Here is a 20547-nt window from a genome sequence, read left to right on the forward strand (position 1 = left end):
GCTCACTCCTGGGTGAGGTCGGGGGAACGCGGAGCGTCCGGCATGAACGCCATCAGGTCGTCCTCGCCGTCGCGGAGCCGGGCGGCCAGTTCCTCCGGCAGGAACGCCGCGGTCATCTCCCTCGCCCGACCGGTCGCCTCCTGCGTCGCCTCGGCGACGAGGGTCATGACCGTACGGCCCAACTGCTGGGCGTTCATCCGCTGCAGCGCCCGTGAGTCGAACCGGATGTCGCGTAGTTCGCCGTGCGCTCCGACCTCGACCGCGACGCCGCCGTCGCGGGTCCGCGCGGTCGCGGTCAGGTCACGGATGTCGTGCTGCAACCGCTGCAGTTCCTTCAAGCGTTCCCGATAGTCCGCGATGACGTCCTGGTCGAACGCCGCCATGTCCCCCCGACCTCCAAAACGACCGACCGCCCGCGCCACGAACCGAGGTCCCCCGGTACGGAACCTCCGGGCCACGGATGGCCTTGCCCAGAGGATGGTCTCGCGGTCACCGGATTCGTCAAGCGCGGGATTCACCCCGGACCTTCACCCTCAACAGGAGGGTGACCTGCGCGAACGCTGCACAGGCCCCGCCCGTGCACGCTGTGTTCGGCCGCGGTGAACCGACCGTTCACGATGATTTCAGGCGGCGCGGTGGTCAGCGTGGAGGGCCGGACGGCGGCCGCATCGCCCGGGCGGCGTTCGCCCGCTCGGACGCCTCGTAGGTGGTGGCCAATTCTTCAAGACGGTCGGCATGGCCGTGCAGCGCCTGAGCATTGCTCGTGAAGCAGTTCGTCACGGATCCGAAGAGGTACTGATGCGACTCTGTCAGAATCGCGCCCAGGTCGTCCGCGCCGAACGGATTGCCATGGGAGGCGATCTCCTGTTGAAACGCGGCATGATGGCCGTCGAACGACCGCGCCGTCAGTCGAAGATCTGATGCCTTACGGCGAATGTGCGAGCTGTCGACGATCAGAGGATCCGAGTCGCTCATCGCTGCGCCTCCCGCGCCATCTGCTCGATCTTCCGCATTGCCTCGCCGATCCCGGAGAAGAGCACCTGCATCTCGCGCATCGCCTCCTGCTGAAGCTGCCCGACCTGGTCGGCGACCGCCTTGGTGTCCACGAGCGGCAGTTCGTCAAGAGCGGCGGCCTCCTGCATCACCTCGGTGAGACAGGCGTTGACCGTATCCATGATCGTCTGCGCGATCTCCGCCGCCGGCATCCGCAGAATCCGCGGATCGAGCTCCACATCGGTGAGACGAGGCCGTGATCCGACCAGAGAGGCCGTCACTTTCAGCTTTCCGTCGGCACCCTCGCACATGGCGGTGGGCAGGTTTCCGGTGCCATCGGCCGTTCTCTTCGGCGTGGACTCGAGGATGCGCCGCGTCTCGGAGAGGATTCGATTCAGCCCCGACGGGTCGAGCTCGGTCATCGGTGAACCTCCCAAACAAGCACGACCATCTGCGCCGACCAAAGGATAGTCGGGGCGTCGCGGGCATGGCCCGAGACATTCGGATGGCCCCCGGTAGGGTGGTCCGGTGCTAGTCCTCGACGACACTCCGCAGAGGATCGCCGAGATCTCCTACCTCCGCGCAGGGCCGAACGGCGCCGAGCGCGCCATGCTCCCCGTCCAGCGCCTCCGGGTGGCCGCCGTGCCCGACGGCTGCGACGCGGTTCTGGCCGCGTCGGACCTGCAGGGAGTGGCGACGTCTCCCTGGGGCGGCGCGTCCCAGCTCCTCGCCATCACGCTCGCGGACTACCTGCCGATCTGGGCGGAGGAAGGGCTCATTCCTCCGGTCGACCGGCTCGGCGTGCTGCTGTGCGGTGATCTCTACTCCGCGCCCGGCGCCGACCGGCGTGGCGTCAGTGGCGATGTCGTCGACGCGTGGCTGGCGTTCGCGCTGGCGGGATGTCCCTGGATTGTCGGCATTGCCGGAAACCATGACGTGGTGTCGGCCGAGGACCTGGCGGAGGAGGTGCCGTCGGCCGTCCTGCTGGACGGCGCCACGGTGGAACGCGGCGGCACCCGCATCGGCGGGATCGGCGGGATCATCGGAGACCCGGGTCAGCCGCACCGGCGGAGCCCGGACGTCTTCATGAAGACCCTGGACGCGGTCGCCGGCACGGATCCGTCGATCCTGCTGCTGCACGAGGGCCCCGGCGGCGACCTCCCCGGTCAGCTCGGCAACGGTGAGATCCGGTCGTTCATCGAGCGCCGCAGGATCCCGCTGACGCTCTGCGGCCATGTCGGCTGGGAGGACCGGCCGGTCTCCCGGCTCGGCGCAGGGCACGTCGTGAACACCGACGGTCGAGCGGTGATCCTGACCCCCGCCTGAGCGCCGCGGCATCGGGCCGGCGACGCGGCGGTCGCATCAGTCGAAGACGTCGCGCCGCAGGAAGCTCCACTCCGGGAGCAGGGAGAGCCGGGCTCTGATCTCGTCGGCACGCGGGGACCGGTTGACGTAGAGCAGGAAGGTGTACTCGGGGAACCCCTTCTCCTTGAGACCGTTCTCGTCCGGCAGTCGGTTGGGCCGGACTTCGATGCTGCTCGCCCCGAACTGGTTGGCGACGGCCCGGTAGTACGTGCCGATGTAGTCGCTGAACCGCTTCTCCCACTCGACGTGCAGTGACCGCGACAGGTCCTGGAGGTGGACGCCGACGTCGTCGGCGCGAATGCCGTAGAGATCGAATATCTTCATTAGAACCAGACCCTGATGCTCGGTTTGGCCGCCACGGCCTCCTCGAGGTTCCGATAGATCATGAGGTTCACCGGGCGCCCGGCGCGTGTCTTCAGGTCGTCGACCAGGTCGGTCAGACCGAGCTGCTCGATCTCTCGTTCGTCCAGCGGCGGAGTGTTACGCCCGCCGGAGCGGAACTCTATCCCGTTGCGCTCGGCCGCCTGCGCCAGGCTGTCCCCCGAGATGGCGATGTCATAGTCACTGGTACGCCCCTGGTCGAACGGAAGGCCACTGTCGTGGCCCCGGCCTGTGACGGAACTCCCCTGAAACGCCGACTGAGCGTCCGGATACTTCTCCCGGAGACCGTTGTTCAGGCGGGTACCGAAGTCCTGGAACTCCTCGAAGTCCTTGAATCCATGCGGAATGTTGCGCTTACCGGACGTCCGGGCGGCGCCGCGCGCTCCCGCCTTGGCCGCGTCTCCGCCGAGCTCCTCGGCCTCGCGGAACGCCTTCGGATTCTCCACGACCTTGTCGATGATCGTACGCGCCGCTCGCGCGCCCGCCTTGCCGAGTCCCTTCTTACCCACTGAGCGTCTCCCCGGCCGGAACTCAGGTGAGGATGGCGTTCATCGACTCGTTCTCGGCCGCATTGATCAGGCGTTGCGTGATCTCTCTGAAGATCGGGATCTCCGCGAGCGACGCCCCCGCGGTCGGAACGGCCTCCGCGACGGCCGATGCCACCTCCGCCACGAACGACGCGACCTGCGCCGTGGTGACCACCTTCCGTACGAGGACGATCGCGGCCACCCCCATCAGAGCCGCACCGGCGGCAACGAGGCTGGGCGACGCGTTGTGCAGATTCGTCGACGGTCCGCCGTCTTGCTGGTACGACTCGTGGAAAGCGGTGATGCCCTGCCCTCTGTTCGCGGAGAGGACCTCTTGAGCGTGCTGGTCCGCCTGTTGGGCGTGCGCGCGAGGATGATCAGAGAAGTTGAGGTAGGACTGCCCGATGTCGTAGATCCCACCCTCCTTCTGGTCCGGCCACCAGAACCCGAGGTCGTTCAGGACCGTTTCCAGCCAACCGGGGAGCTCAAGGCTAGGAGTCACGGCGCACATCCTCCCTTTCGTCTTCTTCGCGTCCTCTGGCGTATGGCTCCTCAGCGCTTCTTCTTGCGGAAGTCCAGGCGCTCCGGCGGCGGCCCGAGGTTGGGCGTGGGGCGGGGGGCGTCCTGCGGCAGGTCGGGCTTGGCGTGGCGCGCGCGGGACGGGTCGGTGGCCTCTTCGAACTCCTGGATGTTCGCCGTGGGCAGCGTCATGATGCCCGGGTTGGCGTCGACGAGGAGGATGCGGCGTCCCGAGCTGTCCGCGTGCGTGAAGATCATCGCGGTGGGCGCCAGCTGCTGGAGCTCACGCGGTTCGACGGCGAACTCCCGTGAGCCCTTCCCCGCCTCGGCGGCGAGGGAGGTGCCCTGTCCCCACGAGGTCGCCCGGCCGATCCCGTCGGGCAGCGCGGCGTCGGTGGGCTCGTGGCCGTTGAAGACCGGCAGCGGCGCGGCGGGGCCCACCGTGCTGACGTACGCGCCGTCGTCCTGGATACCGACGGTGTCCCCGACCTTCTCGGTCAGCTCGGCGACCTCCAGCGTGTGCTCGACGCCGATGTGCTCGGCCGCGACCCTGGCGTCCTCCGCGTTGCCGAGCCGCATGAAACCGACCGCCGCGTGGCCACGGCCGAGCCGCTCCTTCACGTGCGCCGGGAGCGACCGGTACATCAGCACCAGGCCGGTCGAGGTGGCCTCACAGGCGTCGATCAGCCGGTCGAGGACGTCGCCGCGCAGCTTCTCCGCACCGCACACCAGCAACGTGTGCTCCCACGGCTTGCCCTGCGGCGACCCGCGCAGCACGTGGGTCAGCGCGGCGGTGACGTACGTGCCGAGGACCCGGTTGGTCAGGACCCCGGCGCGCCGATCCGTGGCGATCACGCGCAGCCGGCTCGGCGGCAGCAGCGTCGGGCTGGAGCCGAGCTTGTCGAGCTTGCGCAGCTGGGACTCCAGCGCCCAGGCCCGCTCGATGACCACCCGGTCGGCGGCGCCCCGGCCGAACATCGTCGTGATCTTGGCGAGCTCCTCGTCGGTGAGCAGGCCCGCGCGCAGGTCGTCGCGGGGATCGCCGACCTGCGCGAGCGCGCGCAGCGCGGCGGTGATCCGGGGAATCGACGCCCGGCCGCCGAACACGCCGAGGACCCGCTCGAGGATCGCGTTGTCGAAGGACAGGTCGCGGGCGCTGCCCTGCTCCTCGCTCACGCTGACCACCAGCGACAGCACGTCGGCCAGCTGGTCGGCCTCCAGCCCGTGGGTGAGGTCGAGCTGCGGCAGGTCACCGGGCAGTACCCAGACCTGGGGCCGCTCGCCCTGGTCGTTGCCGAGCTCGATCAGCTCCCTGGCGACCGCGCCCTCCGACAGGTCGAGGACGGTGACCTGAGATCCGGCGGCCAACCGGGCCGCGCCCATCATGGTGACGGTGGCCGACCACCCGGACAGGGTGCCGCCGGCGACGTCCACCCGGTCCAGGCCCGCCGGCAGCGTCACGGCGTACCACTCGTGCTGGGACTCGAACGCCTCCCGGCGCTTCTGCCAGTCGCGGTACGCGCGGGCATGCTCGGCGTGGGCGGCCTCCAGCCGACGGCGGCGGTCCTCCTGGCGGCGTTCGAAACGCTCCATCTCCGCGGCCGCCCGCGCGCGCAGGAACTTCTCGCTCTGCCAGATGGCGTACCCGGTGATGAGCGCCACGAAGGCGCACGCCACCAGGCCCGCGGCGGCGAACGCCCAGAGCAGCGCCCCGGTCAGGCCCGCGGTGACGAACAGTGCCGCCCCCACGCCGGTGGCACCGGCGACGATCCGCAGCGGGCGGTTGAAGAGCTGTGCCTCGCGCCGGTGGGCGGCCAGTGACTCCGCGTCCACCTCTTCGGCCTCGGGCGGTGTCGGGCGCTTCGGGGGTGGTCCCGGATCGCCGTGCACCTGGGCATAGCGCCAGCCGATGTAGACGCGGCCTTGTCGCAGTAACCGCGTCTCGCGGGCTGTCACATCGACCACGTCCCGTGCTCCTTGCATACTCCTTACGGCACAGCGTAGAAAGCTTCGCCCAACAGGGGTCCGGTTTCAACCTGACGCGGAGCGACGGCACGATCGTAATGCGTTCGCCCGGCCGTACGACCGCGGCGCCGGCCGCCCGGATCCCCCGATCGGAGGGTCACCGCGCGGGCGGACCGCCCGTCCGTCCGTCGTCGGCCGGAGGGTAGAACGTCGGCCGCGTCCTCCCGTCGAACCCGTCCGGCGGCGCGTCGTCGGAGGCCGTCGGCGGCACGGAGGGCCCTCGCCCGGGCGGCTCGTGGGCCGCCGGGTCGGGCATGGTGAATCCCGGTCCGCGAGCCGGGGGCTCGTCGGGAGGATCGCCCGGGCCGCCCGGATACCCGAGGAAGTCCCGGCGGCCGCTCCCGGGCTTCTGCGCCCCTCTCGCCCGGCCGATCAGCGTGCCGATGACGGCCAGCACGATGAGACCCAGGAGCGCCAGCAACAGGATCCAGTTCGTGCTGATGCCCTTGCCCGACTTCTCGGCGGGCGCCGCACCCACGGGCGCGCGGGTGGGCGTGCTCTGCGGGTGCTTCCACTGGTCGAAGCGCTCGTACGGAGGATTCGGCGAGCCGGCCGGCACGGGGAAGGCGGCGGGTTGCATCGCCCGGTTGATCCGGACGATGCCGTACCCGGTCTGGTCGTCCCTGCCGGGCGTGCTCACGTCCAGGGCGGTGCCGATGAGACGGCGGACGACCTCCCGCGCAGGCATCGACGGGTTCGCCGACCGTACGAGCGCGGCCGCCCCGGACACGAGCGCGGTCGCGATGCTGGTGCCGGCGGAGTGCGCGTAGGAGTAGCTCTCGCTCTTGCCCGCCGTCGGGATGTCGACACCGGGCGCCGCCACCGACACGTAGCGGTTCGACTCCGTGCTCTTCCACGGCCGCGAGTAGTCGTCCGTGGCCCCGACGGAGAGGACTCCGGGACAGGAGGCGGGATACATGACCGGGTTGGTCTTGTCGCCGTCGTTCCCGGCGCCCGCCACGAGGACGACGTCGTGCGCGACCGCGTAGGAGACCGCGTCCAACACCGGGGTGGGACACGCGACTCCGGCGTCGTCTCCCTGGGAGATGTTGATCACCTTGGCGCCGTGGTCGGTCGCGAACCGGATCCCCCGCGCCAGTGCCTGCTCGAATTCAGAGGTCGAGGCGGAGTCATCGCTCACGACCACCGGCAGGATCCGGGCCTCCGGTGCGACGCCCACCAGATGGGTGGTGCCGCCGCCCTGGCCGGCGATGAGGACCGACATGCCCGTTCCGTGACCGGTCTTACCGAGGTCGGTATGGCCGTCCGTTCCGTGACCCGTCATATCCGAACCGGGCACCAGCGCGCCGGCGATCTCGGGCATGTCGCCGTTCACCCCGGTGTCCAGGACGGCGACGGTGACTCCCTGTCCCTGGCTGATCGGCCACACCTTCGTCGGGATGGACCAGGGGGAAAACCACCACTCGTCCGATCGAGGCGTGGGCGCGTCGGCACGAGGAAGCGCCTGAACGGGAGAGGGGAACATGCCCAGGGCTCCGATGACCGCGGCGCCGGCCAGAAGCTTCCTCATCGCACGCAAATGATCACCCTGTGAACGCGATACGGTGGGCGACCCCCGTCGGGTCGCCCACCCTGGTCAGCCTCACCGAAAGATACGGCCGGGTCATACGGAACGTATGACTCCGTCGCCTCCGATGGGCGAATCACCTGCGTTGCCCACCCAGGTGTCCTCGTCCTCGTTCATCCACGCCTGGCGCTGATGCTCACCCTGCTGATGCGGGGCCGCTCCACCGGCGGCGCCCATCGGGTACGGCATCATGTTGCCGGCGCGCGCCGCCGTCGCGCCCTCCATCGCGGCCGCCTGTTCCGCGCGAGCGGCGGTGGCGGCCTCCGAGGTGAGGCCGGCGTTCTGCATCCGGCCGCCGTTCCCGTAGGTCACGGGCCCTTCCCCGCTCCCGATGACGCCCTTGGAACCGACACCGCCGAACGGCGACTTCTCCGAGAACCCGCCGGCCTTCTCGGACGGCAGCTTGTAATCGGAGCCCTTCGGCAGCTTGGTGTTCGGCAGATCGCCGGTGGGCGTCGGAAGCCCGACGGGCAGGTTGGTCGGCGGCGTACCCGTCGGGTTGGTGCTTGGAAAGGACGGGTTCGTCGAAGGGTTGCCGCCCGGGGAGTACGGGTTGCTGGTCGGCGGAAGGTTCGGGTCCGTGCCCGTGGGCAGCCCCGACAGGTTCGTCGAACCGCTGCCGTGGGTCCCGCCGCCGAGCAGCGAGGTATTGCCACCACTGCCGGAATGCCCGTTCGGCGAGGTGCTGAAGTTCGGCGTCGAGTACGACGACGGGCTCCCGTTGTGACTCGACGGACCGGTCGCCGTCGGGCTGTAGGGGACCTTCGGGTGGCTGCCCGGATTCTGCGTCGGATCCGGGTTGACCTTGTCACCGGGCTTGTCGAAGCTCGTGGTCTTGTCCGGTGGCAGGGTGCCCGGCGGCAGGGTGAGGGTCAGCCAGCCCGGCAGGGCCTCGTACGTCGACTTGACGTTCTGGATGTGCTCGTTGAGCTTGTTCCGGGCGACCGCGTCGATGGTGGCGCGGGTCTGCGCGTCCGCCTGGCTGTCGGTCGCCGAGAAGTTCCAGCCGTCCTGGTTGTAGTACTTGAACTTGCCGTCGGCACCCGGCTTGTCATCGGCCAGCAGCACCGTGCCGGCCTTCTTGAACGTCGCGTCGCCGGCGTCGTTGTAGAACGGACTCGGCTTGTCGCCGTCCTTCTGGAAGTACGCCTGGAACGGCTTGATGTGGTTGTCGGCGTGGCCCTGGACGCTGTATCCGAGACCCGCGGCCGCGTCGGACAAGGCCTGGATGCTCTGGTACAGCATCACCAACTGCTGCTGCGCCTCCGGCGCCCCGCTCTTCGGCCCGCACCAGGCGTTGTTGAGGTCGGCGCCTATCTTCTGGATGAAGTCCAGCAGGTCGACGCTGTCGCCCTTGGGCCCGCGGAGCAGCGCCTTCTGGAAGTCGAGCCACGCCTGCCCCGACTTGGAGACGGCGGACGGCTGCATCGCCAGCGCGATGTCCCGGATCTCCTCCGCGGAGTAATCGGACGCGTCATCGACCGGCGCGTCGCCCTTCAGCGCGCCGCCGAACATCTCCCCTTGCAGTTCCGACATCGTCCTCGCCCCTAGGAGTAGCTACCCGGCTTGGTCTGCTGACCGGGATTGGTCTGCTTCCCCGGGTCGGAGCCTGGCGGCGGACCGTTCTCGGTGAGGTCCTTGGGAACGTCCACCGTCTTGATGTTCTTGTACACCACGCTGACGTTGTCGATCTCGACGTTGTTGGCGGTCGTCTGCGTATGGCTGAGACGCTCGAGGACCTTGTCGAACCCTTCGAGGACGTTCTGCAGCGCCTGGGTCATGAAACCGTGCGCGTAGGAGACGTTCGAGTGCAGGCCCGTGGTGGACATGAACGTGCCGTACGCCACCTGCTCCGCGGCTCCCGCGGCGTCCAGGGCCTTGCGGACCTCGGTGTCGAGCTCCTCCCTCCGCCGCTGGAGTCGCTGCCTGATGACGGAGACACCCTCCGCGTCGATGTACCACCCGTCCTTGACGCGGTCCTTGTGGTTCTTCTCGAAGTCGTCCTTGATGTTCTCGGTGCCGGGCCACGGCTTGTTCCCGGGCCAGGGGTAGGCCGGGCCATCGAGATCTTTTCGAGTCATGTTTCTCCCCTCCGGCGGGAATCCATCCGTGCCCCCACCGAGGGGGCCGCGATCAGCGCTCTGACGGATGCGGCCGGCAGGCCGCGGTTTCCGGCCATCGCCGCCTGTGAAGGGCCGGCCTCGGATGCGTCCGGGCAGCCGAGGCCCGCTTCACCCGGTCACTGCCAGAGACGAGCGTTGTGGAGCTCGGCCTCGGAGTAGCCGGAGTGGATGTCCTTGATGGTGATCCCCAGCTGGCCGAGGACGTTCTTCATGTCGTCGGCGGCCTTGTTCCACTTGTCGTAGACCTGGCCGTAGGCGTTGTGCGTGTCACCGACCCAGGTGCCGAGGATGTTCTTCAGGTCCTTGTTCAGGTCCTGCAGCTCGTCCTCCACGGCACGGAAGACCAGCGAGAAGTCGGCCTCGGCCTGCGCCATTCCGTGAAAGTTGACGTCGGTGTAGTCGCCGTTGTTTCCGGGCGCCATTTCGTACCTCCGAGTTGAATTACGGTCGGGTCGGGATGAGGTTACTGAGCGGTGCCCTGGTGGATGGACGTGTCACCGTTGAGGAGCGCGGACATCCGGTTGTGGATCAGCTTGTTCTGGTCCGTCTCGTTGCTGACGTAGTTGAGTGTGGTCTTGCTCAGCTTCTGGTGCATCTCCTGCAGGGCGTTGAGCATCTTGGTGAAGTCCGCGTTGAACTCGTTGAAGACCGAGGTGAACGCCGGCGCGGCCGCGCTGCTTCGCCAGTTCTTCATGAGCTCGTCGTGGTGGCCCTGGAGACGGGTCTGGAGACCGGAGATGACGTTGTGAGCCTTGTCGAGCCGCTTCGCGGCCGTGTCACCCTGCTCCTGAGTGAACGAGACCTGATTCTGCTGCGCCATGAAAACCTCCGTGGAAGTGGCCGACAAGTGGTCGGACGCCCCCGGTGCCCCCACCCCCACAGGATGGACGCCTCCGAGTCCCTCGGCGACCGCCAACCTCAGATCACGATACGGAACTCATGACTACGTGTCCAGGCATTAGGCAAAAGTCAAGGCGAATGAGCTACGTTATCGAATTGATATAAACGCTGGTCGCGGCCGTAATCTTTCGGTCGGTCACGGCTGGCCCCCCGCTGACCTGGGATAAGTCAGCGGCAGGGACGCCTGCTGGGGGTCCAGGGACGGTCCCACGGGGATTAGGGAGAGAAGATTCGCTGGAACCGGCGCGACCTTCTTAACGTCGAAGCCGAGTTTCGTGGCGACGTCCGCCGAGGGCACGGGGAAACGCAGGCCCTGGTCCGTGAGGACGGAGTACGACGAGACGGCGTTCAGCTGGTTCGCGCCGGGCAGCAGACCGACGAGGGCGCCGGAGCCCGGGGGCAGCACCACCTGGTCGACGACGGCGACCTTGCCGGTCCCCGCCGCCGCGGCGGGAGCGGCCTGGTTCGGCGGCGGAACCGTCCCGCCGACGGAGACCCGCGCGTCGAGCGACCCACGGGTGGTGTCGGCGTACACCGAGCACAGGGGCGTGGCCGGATCGTAGATCGCGACCTTCGGCATGGTCTCCGGCATCCCGTCCGCCGACGGCTTCTGACTCGACCGCGGCGAGGCGTTCGCCGTCGCCGGCGCGAGCGAGATCGGCTCCGGCCGGCCGCCCTTGTACGCCTTCGCGCTCTCCGGATCGTTCTGCAGCAGCCACCCCTCGCTCTGCTTGATCGGGGCGAGCCCGTCGTTCATGAGGACGTACCAGTGCTCGTCCCCGCCGACCGTTCGCACGACGTAGAAGGTGCCGACGGCCGCCTTCTGGCCACCGGGCCCCGGCACGAGCTCACCGCGGCCGGGAACCGGCGGCGGCTGGAAGTCCGGCCCCTGCGGCACCGCGTTGAGCCAGGTCGTGGACACCTCGGGAGGCTGCTGCGTGCCGACGAGCGGCACCACCAGCGCGGCGGGCAGTCTCATCCGCTGGTTTCGCCACACGACCCACGCCTGCCCGCCGCCGCGTACGACCACCGCCTCGCCGTCGCCCAGGGTCCGGCCGCCGACGCTCCGGCCCACCACGAGAGAGGAGTACGAACGGGTGCCGCCCTGGCTCGTGGGGGCGTCCTGCACACAGATCGACCACGGGCTCCGTACCTGGTGCGCCGCGTCGGGAAGGGAGTCGGGGGCACCGAGGATGCCGATCGGCCGGCCCCGGTCGAACTTCGCGAGCGACGCCTGCGAGACCGTCCGCCGCTCGATCTGAGGGGTGCCCAGGATCAGCCGGGCGGACGTGTAGTTCGCCACCGGATAGAGCTTGCCGTCCTGCTGGCCGAAGACGTACTTGGTCCCCGTCTCCTTCTCGATGATGAGGGTCCCGGCCTTCTCGAGCCCGGTCGCTCCCCCCGGCGACAGCAGACCCCAGATCCCGAACCCCGCCAGGATGAGGATCGCCGCCATGGCGCCGCCGAACATCAGGACGTTCAGCCGCCGGGTGGGCGGCTCTGGCATGTCCGGCTCACCGGCGAGGAGGGCCATGCCGACGCGCTGCATCATCAGGCGGTGCGCCTGGTACAGGTCACGACGGGTCTGCATCGGACCTCCGATTTCTGGCGTTGCGGAACCCTAGGGCCAGCACCGTAATCTAATGTCAACTCTCGATCATCGTGGATTGTGACTCCCTGTCCGGCGGAGGTAAGGATGAGTGGGCCGCAAAGCCGCATCGCCACCCTGCTCAATTCGGGTCCGGACACGGCCGTGTACACGGCCGCCGACCAGGCCGGTGGGGCGTACACCTACAACGTGGCACCGGGCGGTGCGGCCACGGCCGCGCAGCTGGGGTACGACTCGTCTCCCGACGCGCTCATCTCCGTGGACGGGCACCAGGTCGCCGCGGGCGACAACGGCCTGAGCGTCGACATCGCCCCGCAGGGGCCGACGACCGTCACCTTCACCCCGCAGGACACCCGGCTCCAGTACGGTCAGCCGACCGCGTACACCGATCTCGCCCAGTCGGCCGGATATCCCTCCACGGCACAACCGGCCGCGTACACGAACACCGGGCAGCCCGTCTACCAGAACGGCTCCTACGTGCCGTCGGGTGCGACCGGCGACCAGATGACCGCCTACCCGACCGGTCAGAGCGCTCCGCCGAGCGACTACGGGAGCGGCCAGAACGCGCAGACCATGCCCGTCGCCGACGGCCTCGCCACGGCGGCCCCCACCGGCGCCGGCCGGCCCACCTCGCAGAACGACACCGGGTCCGTCGCCGACGGCCTCGCCACGGGGGCGTCCACCGACACCATGCCCGTCTCCGACGGCCTGGCCTCGGCGACGCCCACCGCCCGGACGCCCGCGAATTCCACCCAAGGCGGTTCCACCGACGACGCGTCGATCCAGCACCTCAAGACGCCGGGCGACCACGGCGCTCAGGCGGACCTGGCGGTGTACGGCTCGGGCAAGGACATGCTCCACGGCGTCCGGACCGACCACGCCGACGGCACGTACACGCTCGACTTCCCGAAGGGTCACGGCAACCCCCACGACCTGAAGCTGCACGTCACGCCGCACGCCGACGGCAGTCTCGACGTCGAGATCCCCAAGGGCCACGGCAACCCGCACGACATCAAGGTCCACGTGCAACCGGACAAGCACGTCGATCTGAACATCACCCGCGACAAGGACGGGCATTTCAAGATCAATGCCCACGAGCACAACCCGGATCAATCGCAGCCCTGGTCGGGGCTTCAGCAGCCGGCCGGCCAGCAGCCCCCCGGCGCCACCGATCCGAACGGCCGGCAGCCGGGCGCGACCGATCCCACCGTCCCCGGCGCCACCGACCCGAGTGCTCAGCCTCCCGGCGCCACGGACCCGAACGGCCAGAACGGGACCGGCGGTCTCGGTGACCTCAATCTGCCGAAGGCTCCCGGCAAGGGCACCGGCTCCGATACGGGCGGGGGCGGCGGTGGCGGCGACGTTCCACCGGGCCTCGGCAACACGGGCGCAGGCGGCGGTGGCACAGGCGCCGACCAGACCAACCCCAAGGACAAGACGTCCACCGACGGCACCGGCCAGGACAAGAACCAGGGCCGCGATAAGGGGAAGGACCAAGGGAAGGACCAGGGCACCGGGACGGGGGATGACGGCGTTCTCGGCGTGACCCAGGATTCCCTCAACAAGCTCAACAAGGACATCGCCGCAGGGCCGACCCAGACGATGGAGGACGCGCACAAGAGCGCGTCGCAGATCAACATCGGCTATCCGGGTCTCGGGGTGGTCGGCGCCGTCACCGGCCTCGCCGGCACCCACACCGAGGTGAGAGACGCCGGCGCCCAGCAGTTCGCCGATGGGCACACGTCGTTGAGCGGGTGGCTGAAGAACGTGCAGTCGACAACGTCCACTTACGGCGACGCCGAGGATTACGCCAACCGGCTGGCTCAGCAGTCCGGTGCGCAGTAGGAAGGCACAGAAGAATGGCCCTCGACGATTTCATCGATTCCGCGCCCAGTGTCACGGGTGCCGCCATGGTCGGCTACTCGAGCATCTTCGTGCCCTCGGCCATCCCGCTCGCGCTCCTGCTCGGGACGGCGATCTCCGACCCCGCGCAGATCTGGCATGCCGGCGATCGGCACAATGCCTCGGCCGCGCAGGCGGAGAAGGCGAAGACCGAGCTCATCCAGGCGGTGGACCGGGTCTCGCAGCAGGACGGCTGGAAGGGCGAGGCCAAGCAGACGTTCGAGTCGACCGCCGTCGAACCGTACAAGATGGGTCTCGACAGCACGTCGCAGGGGCACAAGGGGATCGCCGACTCGCTGGCGGCCCTGGCCAGGGCGTACATGGGCGCCGGCCTGCTGTCCATGACGATCGGCGGCATCTGCGTCGCCTGCGCCACCGCCGTCGCCGGAACCCTCTGGCTTCCCGGCGCGAACGTCGCCACCGAGAGCGCGGCGATGGCGACCGTGCGCGTCGCGACGACGACGTTCCAGCGGCTGCTGACGCGCCTGCTCACCCTCCTCGGGAAGGCCGCGAACCTGATGAAGTCGATCAAGGGCCTTCTCGGACTCGGCGCCCTGTACTACGGCGGCGGGTACATGAAGAACATGGAGCTCGGCGCCTCCAAGCCGCAGGGCACCGTCTGGCCCGGCGTCAAACCGGCTTCGGGCCCGATGTCAGCCTGATCCAGCGTCAGAGCCCCAGCTGTTTCGCGATGCGCTCCATCTCGGACATCGCGTCGTTCAGCGTACGGTCGTAGGCGGCCGCGGCCTGGTGCAGTCGCTCCTGGATCGCCTCCTGGTTCGCCGCCAGCGCCAGAGGGTTCGCCTCTTCGCCGTACGCCTCCGTCATGAGCTCGTGGAGCTGGTCGTTCAGGTTCTTCTGCGCGTCCCGGATGAGGGTCTTGAGCAGTTCGGCGAACTCTCCCGACGGCATGCGCATCGCCCGCGGGGAGATGCTGATGTCGGCGACGCCGTCATTGACGGTGCAGACGACCTTGACCTGCTTGTCGCGGGACTCGGCGACCCCCTGGATCTCGGCCGCGAGCCGCTGCATCTCCTCGACGCGGCCGGCCTGCTCCTCCGCGATCCGCATGAGCCGATCGATGTCGAGGTTGGCCAGGTGCCCGAACTCGTTCATTGTCCTTCTTCCCGCCGCTCAGCCGCCGAGGCCGCGGATCTTCGAGTAGACGTGCAGGACCGCCAGGGCCAGCGGAATGAGGGCGACGACGGCGATCGCGTCGACGATGTCACCCGCCCGGCCCCAGAACGGGGTCGGGCGGTGGCCGGGCAGCCACATGCCCATCGTCAGGGAGATCGCGGCGACCACCAGGGCCCCGAGGAGGAGCAGCAGGAGCGCGCCGGTCGAGTTCCCGCGCAGCGACAGGGACACTCCCAGCACCCCGAACCCGGCCAGACCCGCGATGAGCATCCAGCCCCGCTGCGACCGGCCGCGGAAGATCCGGGCCCGCAGCAGGAGGGTCACCGACACCACCGCGCTCATCACCGGCCCCGGCCAGCCGGAGCTGAAGGCGAGGAACAGGTGCGCGGCGACCGCGATGAGGGCGATCCCGGCGACCAGCCCGGTCGCGAACCGGTCCGCCGTGATGGTGCGCCGCCGCAGCGCCTGGCCGTCGACGACCGTGGCGTCGCTGCGCAGGTCCTCGGCGTTCGCCGGGATCGGCGGCAGCGGGACCCGGGCGAACCGGAACGACAGGGTGGGGATGAGCGCGCTCAGGGCCACCGCGATGGCGACGGTCGCGGCCGCCACCCCGGCCGGGTCGAGGCTCGGGAAGGCCAGGGCGACGCCTCCGGCGATGGTGCCGATCAGCGCGGCGAACGCCATCCCGATGAACCACGGCATCCCGTCGGCGATGCCGAAGCCGGCGAGGACGGCGAGCACGGTGACGGCGGCGAAGGCGGTGAGCAGGTGCGGAGCGCCGACGTGCGCCAGCGGGAGGTGGGGGCGGGCGGGCACCAGGAGGCCCGCGACGAAGGCGTACGGGAGCGCGGAGTAGCCCAGTACGGCGCCGGCGACGGAGTCGCCGACCGCCCGGGACATCGCCGAGCCCAGGAGCACGAGGAGCAGCGCCACCATGCCGGCGAGGATCGCCGGGATCCGCCAGGGCGGTCCGCCGGCGAGGAGGGGGACGACGCCGAAGGCGAGCGCCGCGGCCCCGGTGCCCAGGCCGAACCGGCGGGTGGTCTCGGTGTGCCAGCGGTCGCTGCGGTCCTTCTTGCCCGTCGCGACGACGTCGGCCACGTCGTCGAACGCCATCTCCGGGATCAGCGCCATGCGCGGCCGGAAGTGCAGGATCTCGCCGTCTCGTACGCCGAGCTGCGTGAGGCTCTTGCCCGTGTCGAGCGGGGGTTCGTCGATCCGCTGCAGCACCCAGCCCGCGTGGGCCAGCCCGCGGTCGGCCAGGTCGTTTCCGGAGACGCGGAGGAGGGTCGGCAGCATGTGCGCGAGCGGCACCTCGGCCGGCAGCGACAGATCTATGCGTCGGCCCGGCGCGACGATCGTGACCCGGCACAGGTCGGCTCTTGCTGTCGGGCTCACTTCTCCCCTAACGACGGATCTTGACCAAACACGATCATCCGGCTTAATAGGATGGCGCTAACTTCTGCACAACGCCAGCGGCCTCGGGAGGTACTCCGTTGGGGACGGTCATCGTCCGGAGGCAGGAACGCCGGCCGCCGCCGGAAATGCCGCGAGGCGAGGTGCTCCTCGAATCGCCACCGGAGGTGCCGGAGACCGCGTCCGCCGGGTTCCAGCAGGTTCTGACATTTCTGCCGATGCTCGCGGGCGCGGGCGCCATGGTGTTCATGGTCGTGACTCCGGGCGCGAGTCCCATCAGCTATGTGTCCAGCGGGATGTTCTCGCTGTCCATGTTCGGGATGATGCTCGGCCAGATCGGGCGCGGCAGCGGAGACCGCAAACAGCGCCTCAACGGCGCCCGCCGCGACTACTTCCGCTACCTCGATCAGGTACGCCGCAAGGTACGCCGGGCGGCCGCGCAGCAGCGCGAGGCCCTGGAATGGAACAGCCCGGCCCCCGAGTCCCTGTGGTCCCTGGTCATGAGCGCCCGGCTGTGGGAGCGCCGGGCGTCCGACGGTGACTTCGGCAACGTCCGCATCGGCAGCGGACCCCAGCGGCTCGCGGTGCAGCTGATCCCGCCGGAGACCAAGCCGGTCGAGGACCTGGAGCCGATGACGGCCGGGGCGCTGCGCCGTTTCATCCGCGCGCACTCCAACGTCCCGAGCCTGCCGATCGCGGTGTCCCTGTCCTCCTTCGCGCGCATCGTCCCGATGGGCGACCCCGAGGCGGTCCGCGGCATGGTCCGGGCCCTCCTGGCCCAGGTCGCCTCCTTCCACTCCCCCGACGACCTGCGGATCTGCGTCTGCGCCTCCCCGGAGCGGATGCCGCTGTGGGACTGGCTGAAGTGGCTCCCGCACGCGATGCACCCGGACCGTACGGACGCCGCCGGGCCCGTGCGCCTGATGACGAAGTCCCTGTCCGAGCTGGAGGAGATGCTCGGCGCGGACCTGAAGAACCGGCCGCGTTTCACGCCCGGCATCTCCGCGGACGACCTGCCGTACCACGTCGTCGTGATCGACGGCGGCATGGTCAGCGTCGACAGCCAGATCAGCGCGGACGGCATCGACGGGGTGACCGTCATCGACCTCAGCGGATCGGTGACGCCGACCTCCGAGGCGACCATGCTCCGCCTGCAAGTGACGTCCGAGTCGCTGCAGATGCTCAGGACCGACCGTACGGGCAAGGACGTCGCCTCCCGGCTGGGAAAGCCGGACTTCTTCGGCATCCCGGCCATGGAGGGGCTGGCCCGGCAGCTCTGCCCGCTCCGGACCAGCAGCGCCAGCGAGCCCGAGCAGAGCGCCCTGGCCGCGAACCTCACCCTGACCTCCCTCCTCGGTCTGCACGACCCGACGAGAATCGACACCTCGGTGCTGTGGCGTCCCCGGCCGCCGCGCAACCGGCTCCGGGTGCCGATCGGCGTGGACGGCGACGGCCGCCCGGTCGAGATGGACATCAAGGAGTCCGCGCAGGGCGGCATGGGCCCGCACGGCCTGGTGATCGGCGCGACCGGTTCGGGCAAGTCGGAGCTGCTGCGGACGCTCGTGCTCGGCCTCGCCGTCACCCACTCCTCCGAGGTGCTCAACTTCGTCCTCGTCGACTTCAAGGGCGGCGCGACGTTCCTGGGGATGGAGTCGCTGCAGCACGTCTCCGCCATCATCACCAACCTGGAGGACGAGCTCCCGCTCGTCGACCGCATGTACGACGCGCTGCACGGCGAGATGGTCCGGCGCCAGGAGTTCCTGCGCGCCGCGGGGAACTACGCCTCACTGCGCGACTACGAGGCCGCGCGGGAGCGCGGGGCGCAGATCCCGCCCATGCCGACGTTGTTCGTCGTCCTCGACGAGTTCTCCGAGCTGCTGTCCGCGAAGCCGGAGTTCGCCGAGCTCTTCGTCATGATCGGCCGTCTCGGCCGGTCCCTCGGCGTGCACCTGCTCCTCGCCTCGCAGCGCCTCGAAGAGGGCAAGCTGCGCGGCCTCGACACCCACCTGTCGTACCGCATCGGCCTGCGGACGTTCTCCGCGATGGAGAGCCGCGTGGTGCTGGGCGTCCCCGACGCGTACGAGCTGCCGTCCCAGCCGGGCAACGGCTACCTGAAGTTCGACACGACGGGCATGACGCGGTTCAAGGCCGCGTACGTCTCGGGCGCCTACAAGCCCGACGAGGCGGGCAAGGACTCCGGGCCCCGCTTCGCGCAGCAGATCGTCCCGTACCTCCCCGACTACCTCGAGCCTCAGGTCATCAGGGAGCCGGAGGCGGAGAAGACGCAGCACACCGGGGAGTCGACCGGTGACGACAGCCTCTTCGACATCGTCGTCCGGCAGCTCGCGGCGCAGGGCCCGCCCGCCCACCAGATCTGGCTGCCGCCGCTGGACGACCCGGCGACGCTCGACCACCTGCTCCCGGAGCTGCGGCCCACGCCGGAACACGGTTTCACGACCCCGGGCTGGGACGGGCGGGGCCGGCTCCACGCTCCCGTCGGCATCGTCGACCGTCCCTTCGACCAGCGGCGCGACCCGATGTGGCTGGACCTCAGCGGCGCCGGTGGGCACGTCGCCGTGGTCGGCGGCCCGCAGAGCGGCAAGTCGACGGTGCTGCGGACGCTCATCACCTCGATGGCGCTCCTCCACACGCCGCAGGAGGTGCAGTTCTACTGCCTCGACCTCGGCGGCGGAACCCTGACCTCCCTGGCGGGACTCCCGCACGTGGGCGGCGTGGCCTCGCGCCTCGACGGTGACCGGGTCCGGCGTACGGTGGCCGAGATCTCCACCCTGCTGACGCAGCGCGAACGCGAGTTCACCGAACGCGGCATCGACTCGATGGCGACGTACCGCCGGCTGCGGGCCGAGGGCAAGGTCCCCGGTGACGGCTTCGGCGACGTCTTCCTCGTCATCGACAACTGGCTCCTGCTCCGGCAGGAGTTCGAGTCGGTCGAGGGCACCATCACCGACCTGGCCGCCCGCGGCCTGGGCTTCGGCATCCACATCGTGACCTCGACCAACAAGTGGTCGGAGTACCGCATGAACATCCGGGACCTGTTCGGCACCCGGGTGGAGCTGCGGCTCGGTGACCCGTACGAGTCCGAGGTCAACCGCAAGCTCGCCGCGAACGTCCCCCAGGACAGCCCCGGACGCGGTCTCACCCGCGACGGCCTGCACTTCCTGACCGCGCTCCCGCGCATCGACGGGCACCAGTCCGCCGACGACCTCTCGGACGGCGTCCGCTCGCTCGTCGAGACGATCTCCGCGGCCTGGCACGGGCCGGCCGCACCGAAGGTACGGCTGCTGCCCGACGTGCTCCCCGTCGCCGAGCTTCCGTCGATCGCCGACACCGGACGGCGGATCCCGATCGGGATCGACGAGGACACGCTCTCGCCCGTCATGCTCGACTTCGAGGCCGACGCGCACTTCGTCGTCGTCGGCGACACCGAGTCGGGCAAGTCGAACCTCCTGCGGATGATCGCCGAGGGCGTCGTCGCCCGCCACACCCCGCAGGAGGCGCGGGTCATCTTCATCGACTACCGGCGCGCGCTGCTCGACACCGCCGACACCGAGCACCGGATCGGGTACGCGGCGTCGAGCACGGCCGCCGGCCCGATGATCCAGGACGTGCACGAGGCGCTGGTCGCCCGCCTGCCGACGCCGGACCTGACCCCGGAGCAGCTGCGGACGCGGTCGTGGTGGCACGGTTCGGACCTCTACCTGATCGTCGACGACTACGACCTGGTCGCCACGTCGAACAACCCGCTCATGCCCCTCGTCGACCTGCTGCCGCAGGCCCGCGACATCGGCCTGCATGTGATCATCGGCCGGGCGATGGGCGGCGCGAGCCGTGCGCTGTACGACCCGGTGATCCAGCGGATCAAGGAGATGGCCAGCCCGGCGCTGGTGATGTCCGGTAACCGGGACGAGGGCGTGCTGTTCGGCGACGTCCGCCCCCGGGCGCTTCCGCCCGGCCGTGGCTACTTCGTCGAGCGGCGTACGGGCACCCGGCTCATCCAGACCGCGTTCCTCGGTGCGGAGACGGAATAGACGCGAGGCCGGC

General features: G+C 69.6%; 19 protein-coding genes. 4 read left to right on the plus strand and 15 right to left on the minus strand.

Annotation, left to right across the window (positions count from 1 at the left end; genetic code table 11):
- Nucleotides 1-2: 2 nt before the first annotated feature.
- From NE234_RS22345 to NE234_RS22355, 3 genes are all read right to left on the minus strand, one after another.
- Nucleotides 3-383, minus strand: a complete 381-nt coding sequence (locus NE234_RS22345; protein ID WP_252782442.1) for a YbaB/EbfC family nucleoid-associated protein — start codon at nucleotides 381-383, stop codon at nucleotides 3-5.
- Between the two features lie 256 nt (nucleotides 384-639).
- Nucleotides 640-975 carry a hypothetical protein gene (locus tag NE234_RS22350; RefSeq protein ID WP_252782443.1) on the minus strand — a complete coding sequence of 112 codons (336 nt, stop codon included), beginning with the start codon at nucleotides 973-975 and terminating at the stop codon, nucleotides 640-642.
- Nucleotides 972-1415: a hypothetical protein gene (locus NE234_RS22355; protein ID WP_252782444.1), complete on the minus strand. Its 444-nt coding sequence runs from the start codon at nucleotides 1413-1415 to the stop codon at nucleotides 972-974. The genes NE234_RS22350 and NE234_RS22355 overlap by 4 nt, the downstream gene beginning before the upstream one ends.
- Before the next feature lie 106 nt (nucleotides 1416-1521).
- Here NE234_RS22355 and NE234_RS22360 point away from each other — a divergent pair, with 106 nt between their 5' ends.
- Nucleotides 1522-2319 carry a metallophosphoesterase family protein gene (locus tag NE234_RS22360; RefSeq protein ID WP_252782445.1) on the plus strand — a complete coding sequence of 266 codons (798 nt, stop codon included), beginning with the start codon at nucleotides 1522-1524 and terminating at the stop codon, nucleotides 2317-2319.
- Between the two features lie 36 nt (nucleotides 2320-2355).
- Here NE234_RS22360 and NE234_RS22365 read toward each other — a convergent pair whose 3' ends face one another.
- From NE234_RS22365 to eccB, 10 genes are all read right to left on the minus strand, one after another.
- The gene (locus tag NE234_RS22365) at nucleotides 2356-2682 is read right to left on the minus strand and encodes a hypothetical protein (protein ID WP_252782446.1); all 327 of its coding nucleotides are present in this window, start codon (nucleotides 2680-2682) and stop codon (nucleotides 2356-2358) included.
- Nucleotides 2682-3248 carry a hypothetical protein gene (locus tag NE234_RS22370; RefSeq protein ID WP_252782447.1) on the minus strand — a complete coding sequence of 189 codons (567 nt, stop codon included), beginning with the start codon at nucleotides 3246-3248 and terminating at the stop codon, nucleotides 2682-2684. Before NE234_RS22370 ends, NE234_RS22365 begins: the two co-directional genes overlap by 1 nt.
- 22 nt (nucleotides 3249-3270) lie before the next feature.
- On the minus strand, nucleotides 3271-3768 hold the full coding sequence (locus NE234_RS22375) for a WXG100-like domain-containing protein (RefSeq protein ID WP_252782448.1): 498 nt from the start codon (nucleotides 3766-3768) through the stop codon (nucleotides 3271-3273).
- Nucleotides 3769-3818: 50 nt separating this feature from the next.
- Nucleotides 3819-5750 (minus strand): DUF4231 domain-containing protein, encoded by a 1932-nt coding sequence (locus NE234_RS22380; protein WP_252782449.1) that lies wholly within the window; start codon nucleotides 5748-5750, stop codon nucleotides 3819-3821.
- Nucleotides 5751-5907: 157 nt separating this feature from the next.
- Complete coding sequence (locus NE234_RS22385; protein WP_252782450.1) at nucleotides 5908-7341, minus strand: S8 family serine peptidase; 1434 nt, start codon at nucleotides 7339-7341, stop codon at nucleotides 5908-5910.
- A 93-nt stretch (nucleotides 7342-7434) separates the two neighbouring features.
- Nucleotides 7435-8934, minus strand: coding sequence for a hypothetical protein (locus tag NE234_RS22390; protein WP_252782451.1), 1500 nt, complete (start codon nucleotides 8932-8934; stop codon nucleotides 7435-7437).
- Between the two features lie 11 nt (nucleotides 8935-8945).
- Nucleotides 8946-9479 carry a hypothetical protein gene (locus NE234_RS22395; RefSeq protein ID WP_252782452.1) on the minus strand — a complete coding sequence of 178 codons (534 nt, stop codon included), beginning with the start codon at nucleotides 9477-9479 and terminating at the stop codon, nucleotides 8946-8948.
- 158 nt (nucleotides 9480-9637) lie between these two features.
- Entirely contained in the window at nucleotides 9638-9943 is a 306-nt protein-coding gene (locus tag NE234_RS22400) for a WXG100 family type VII secretion target (protein WP_252782453.1), read from the minus strand.
- A gap of 41 nt (nucleotides 9944-9984) precedes the next feature.
- On the minus strand, nucleotides 9985-10341 hold the full coding sequence (locus NE234_RS22405) for a WXG100 family type VII secretion target (protein ID WP_252782454.1): 357 nt from the start codon (nucleotides 10339-10341) through the stop codon (nucleotides 9985-9987).
- A gap of 216 nt (nucleotides 10342-10557) precedes the next feature.
- On the minus strand, nucleotides 10558-12012 hold the full coding sequence (gene eccB, locus NE234_RS22410) for a type VII secretion protein EccB (protein ID WP_252782455.1): 1455 nt from the start codon (nucleotides 12010-12012) through the stop codon (nucleotides 10558-10560).
- 105 nt (nucleotides 12013-12117) lie between these two features.
- Here eccB and NE234_RS22415 point away from each other — a divergent pair, with 105 nt between their 5' ends.
- On the plus strand, nucleotides 12118-13875 hold the full coding sequence (locus NE234_RS22415; RefSeq protein WP_252782456.1) for a hypothetical protein: 1758 nt from the start codon (nucleotides 12118-12120) through the stop codon (nucleotides 13873-13875).
- Nucleotides 13876-13889: 14 nt separating this feature from the next.
- Nucleotides 13890-14594 (plus strand): hypothetical protein, encoded by a 705-nt coding sequence (locus tag NE234_RS22420; RefSeq protein ID WP_252782457.1) that lies wholly within the window; start codon nucleotides 13890-13892, stop codon nucleotides 14592-14594.
- Between the two features lie 7 nt (nucleotides 14595-14601).
- Here NE234_RS22420 and NE234_RS22425 read toward each other — a convergent pair whose 3' ends face one another.
- Nucleotides 14602-15048, minus strand: a complete 447-nt coding sequence (locus NE234_RS22425) for a YbaB/EbfC family nucleoid-associated protein (protein WP_252782458.1) — start codon at nucleotides 15046-15048, stop codon at nucleotides 14602-14604.
- A gap of 18 nt (nucleotides 15049-15066) precedes the next feature.
- Nucleotides 15067-16467, minus strand: a complete 1401-nt coding sequence (eccD, locus tag NE234_RS22430) for a type VII secretion integral membrane protein EccD (protein ID WP_252782459.1) — start codon at nucleotides 16465-16467, stop codon at nucleotides 15067-15069.
- A 161-nt stretch (nucleotides 16468-16628) separates the two neighbouring features.
- Between eccD and eccCa the strand changes: the two genes are divergently transcribed.
- Nucleotides 16629-20534 carry a type VII secretion protein EccCa gene (gene eccCa, locus NE234_RS22435; RefSeq protein WP_406567048.1) on the plus strand — a complete coding sequence of 1302 codons (3906 nt, stop codon included), beginning with the start codon at nucleotides 16629-16631 and terminating at the stop codon, nucleotides 20532-20534.
- Nucleotides 20535-20547: the final 13 nt, after the last annotated feature.

Source organism: Actinoallomurus rhizosphaericola (genome assembly GCF_024055675.1).
GTDB lineage: Bacteria > Actinomycetota > Actinomycetes > Streptosporangiales > Streptosporangiaceae > Actinoallomurus > Actinoallomurus soli.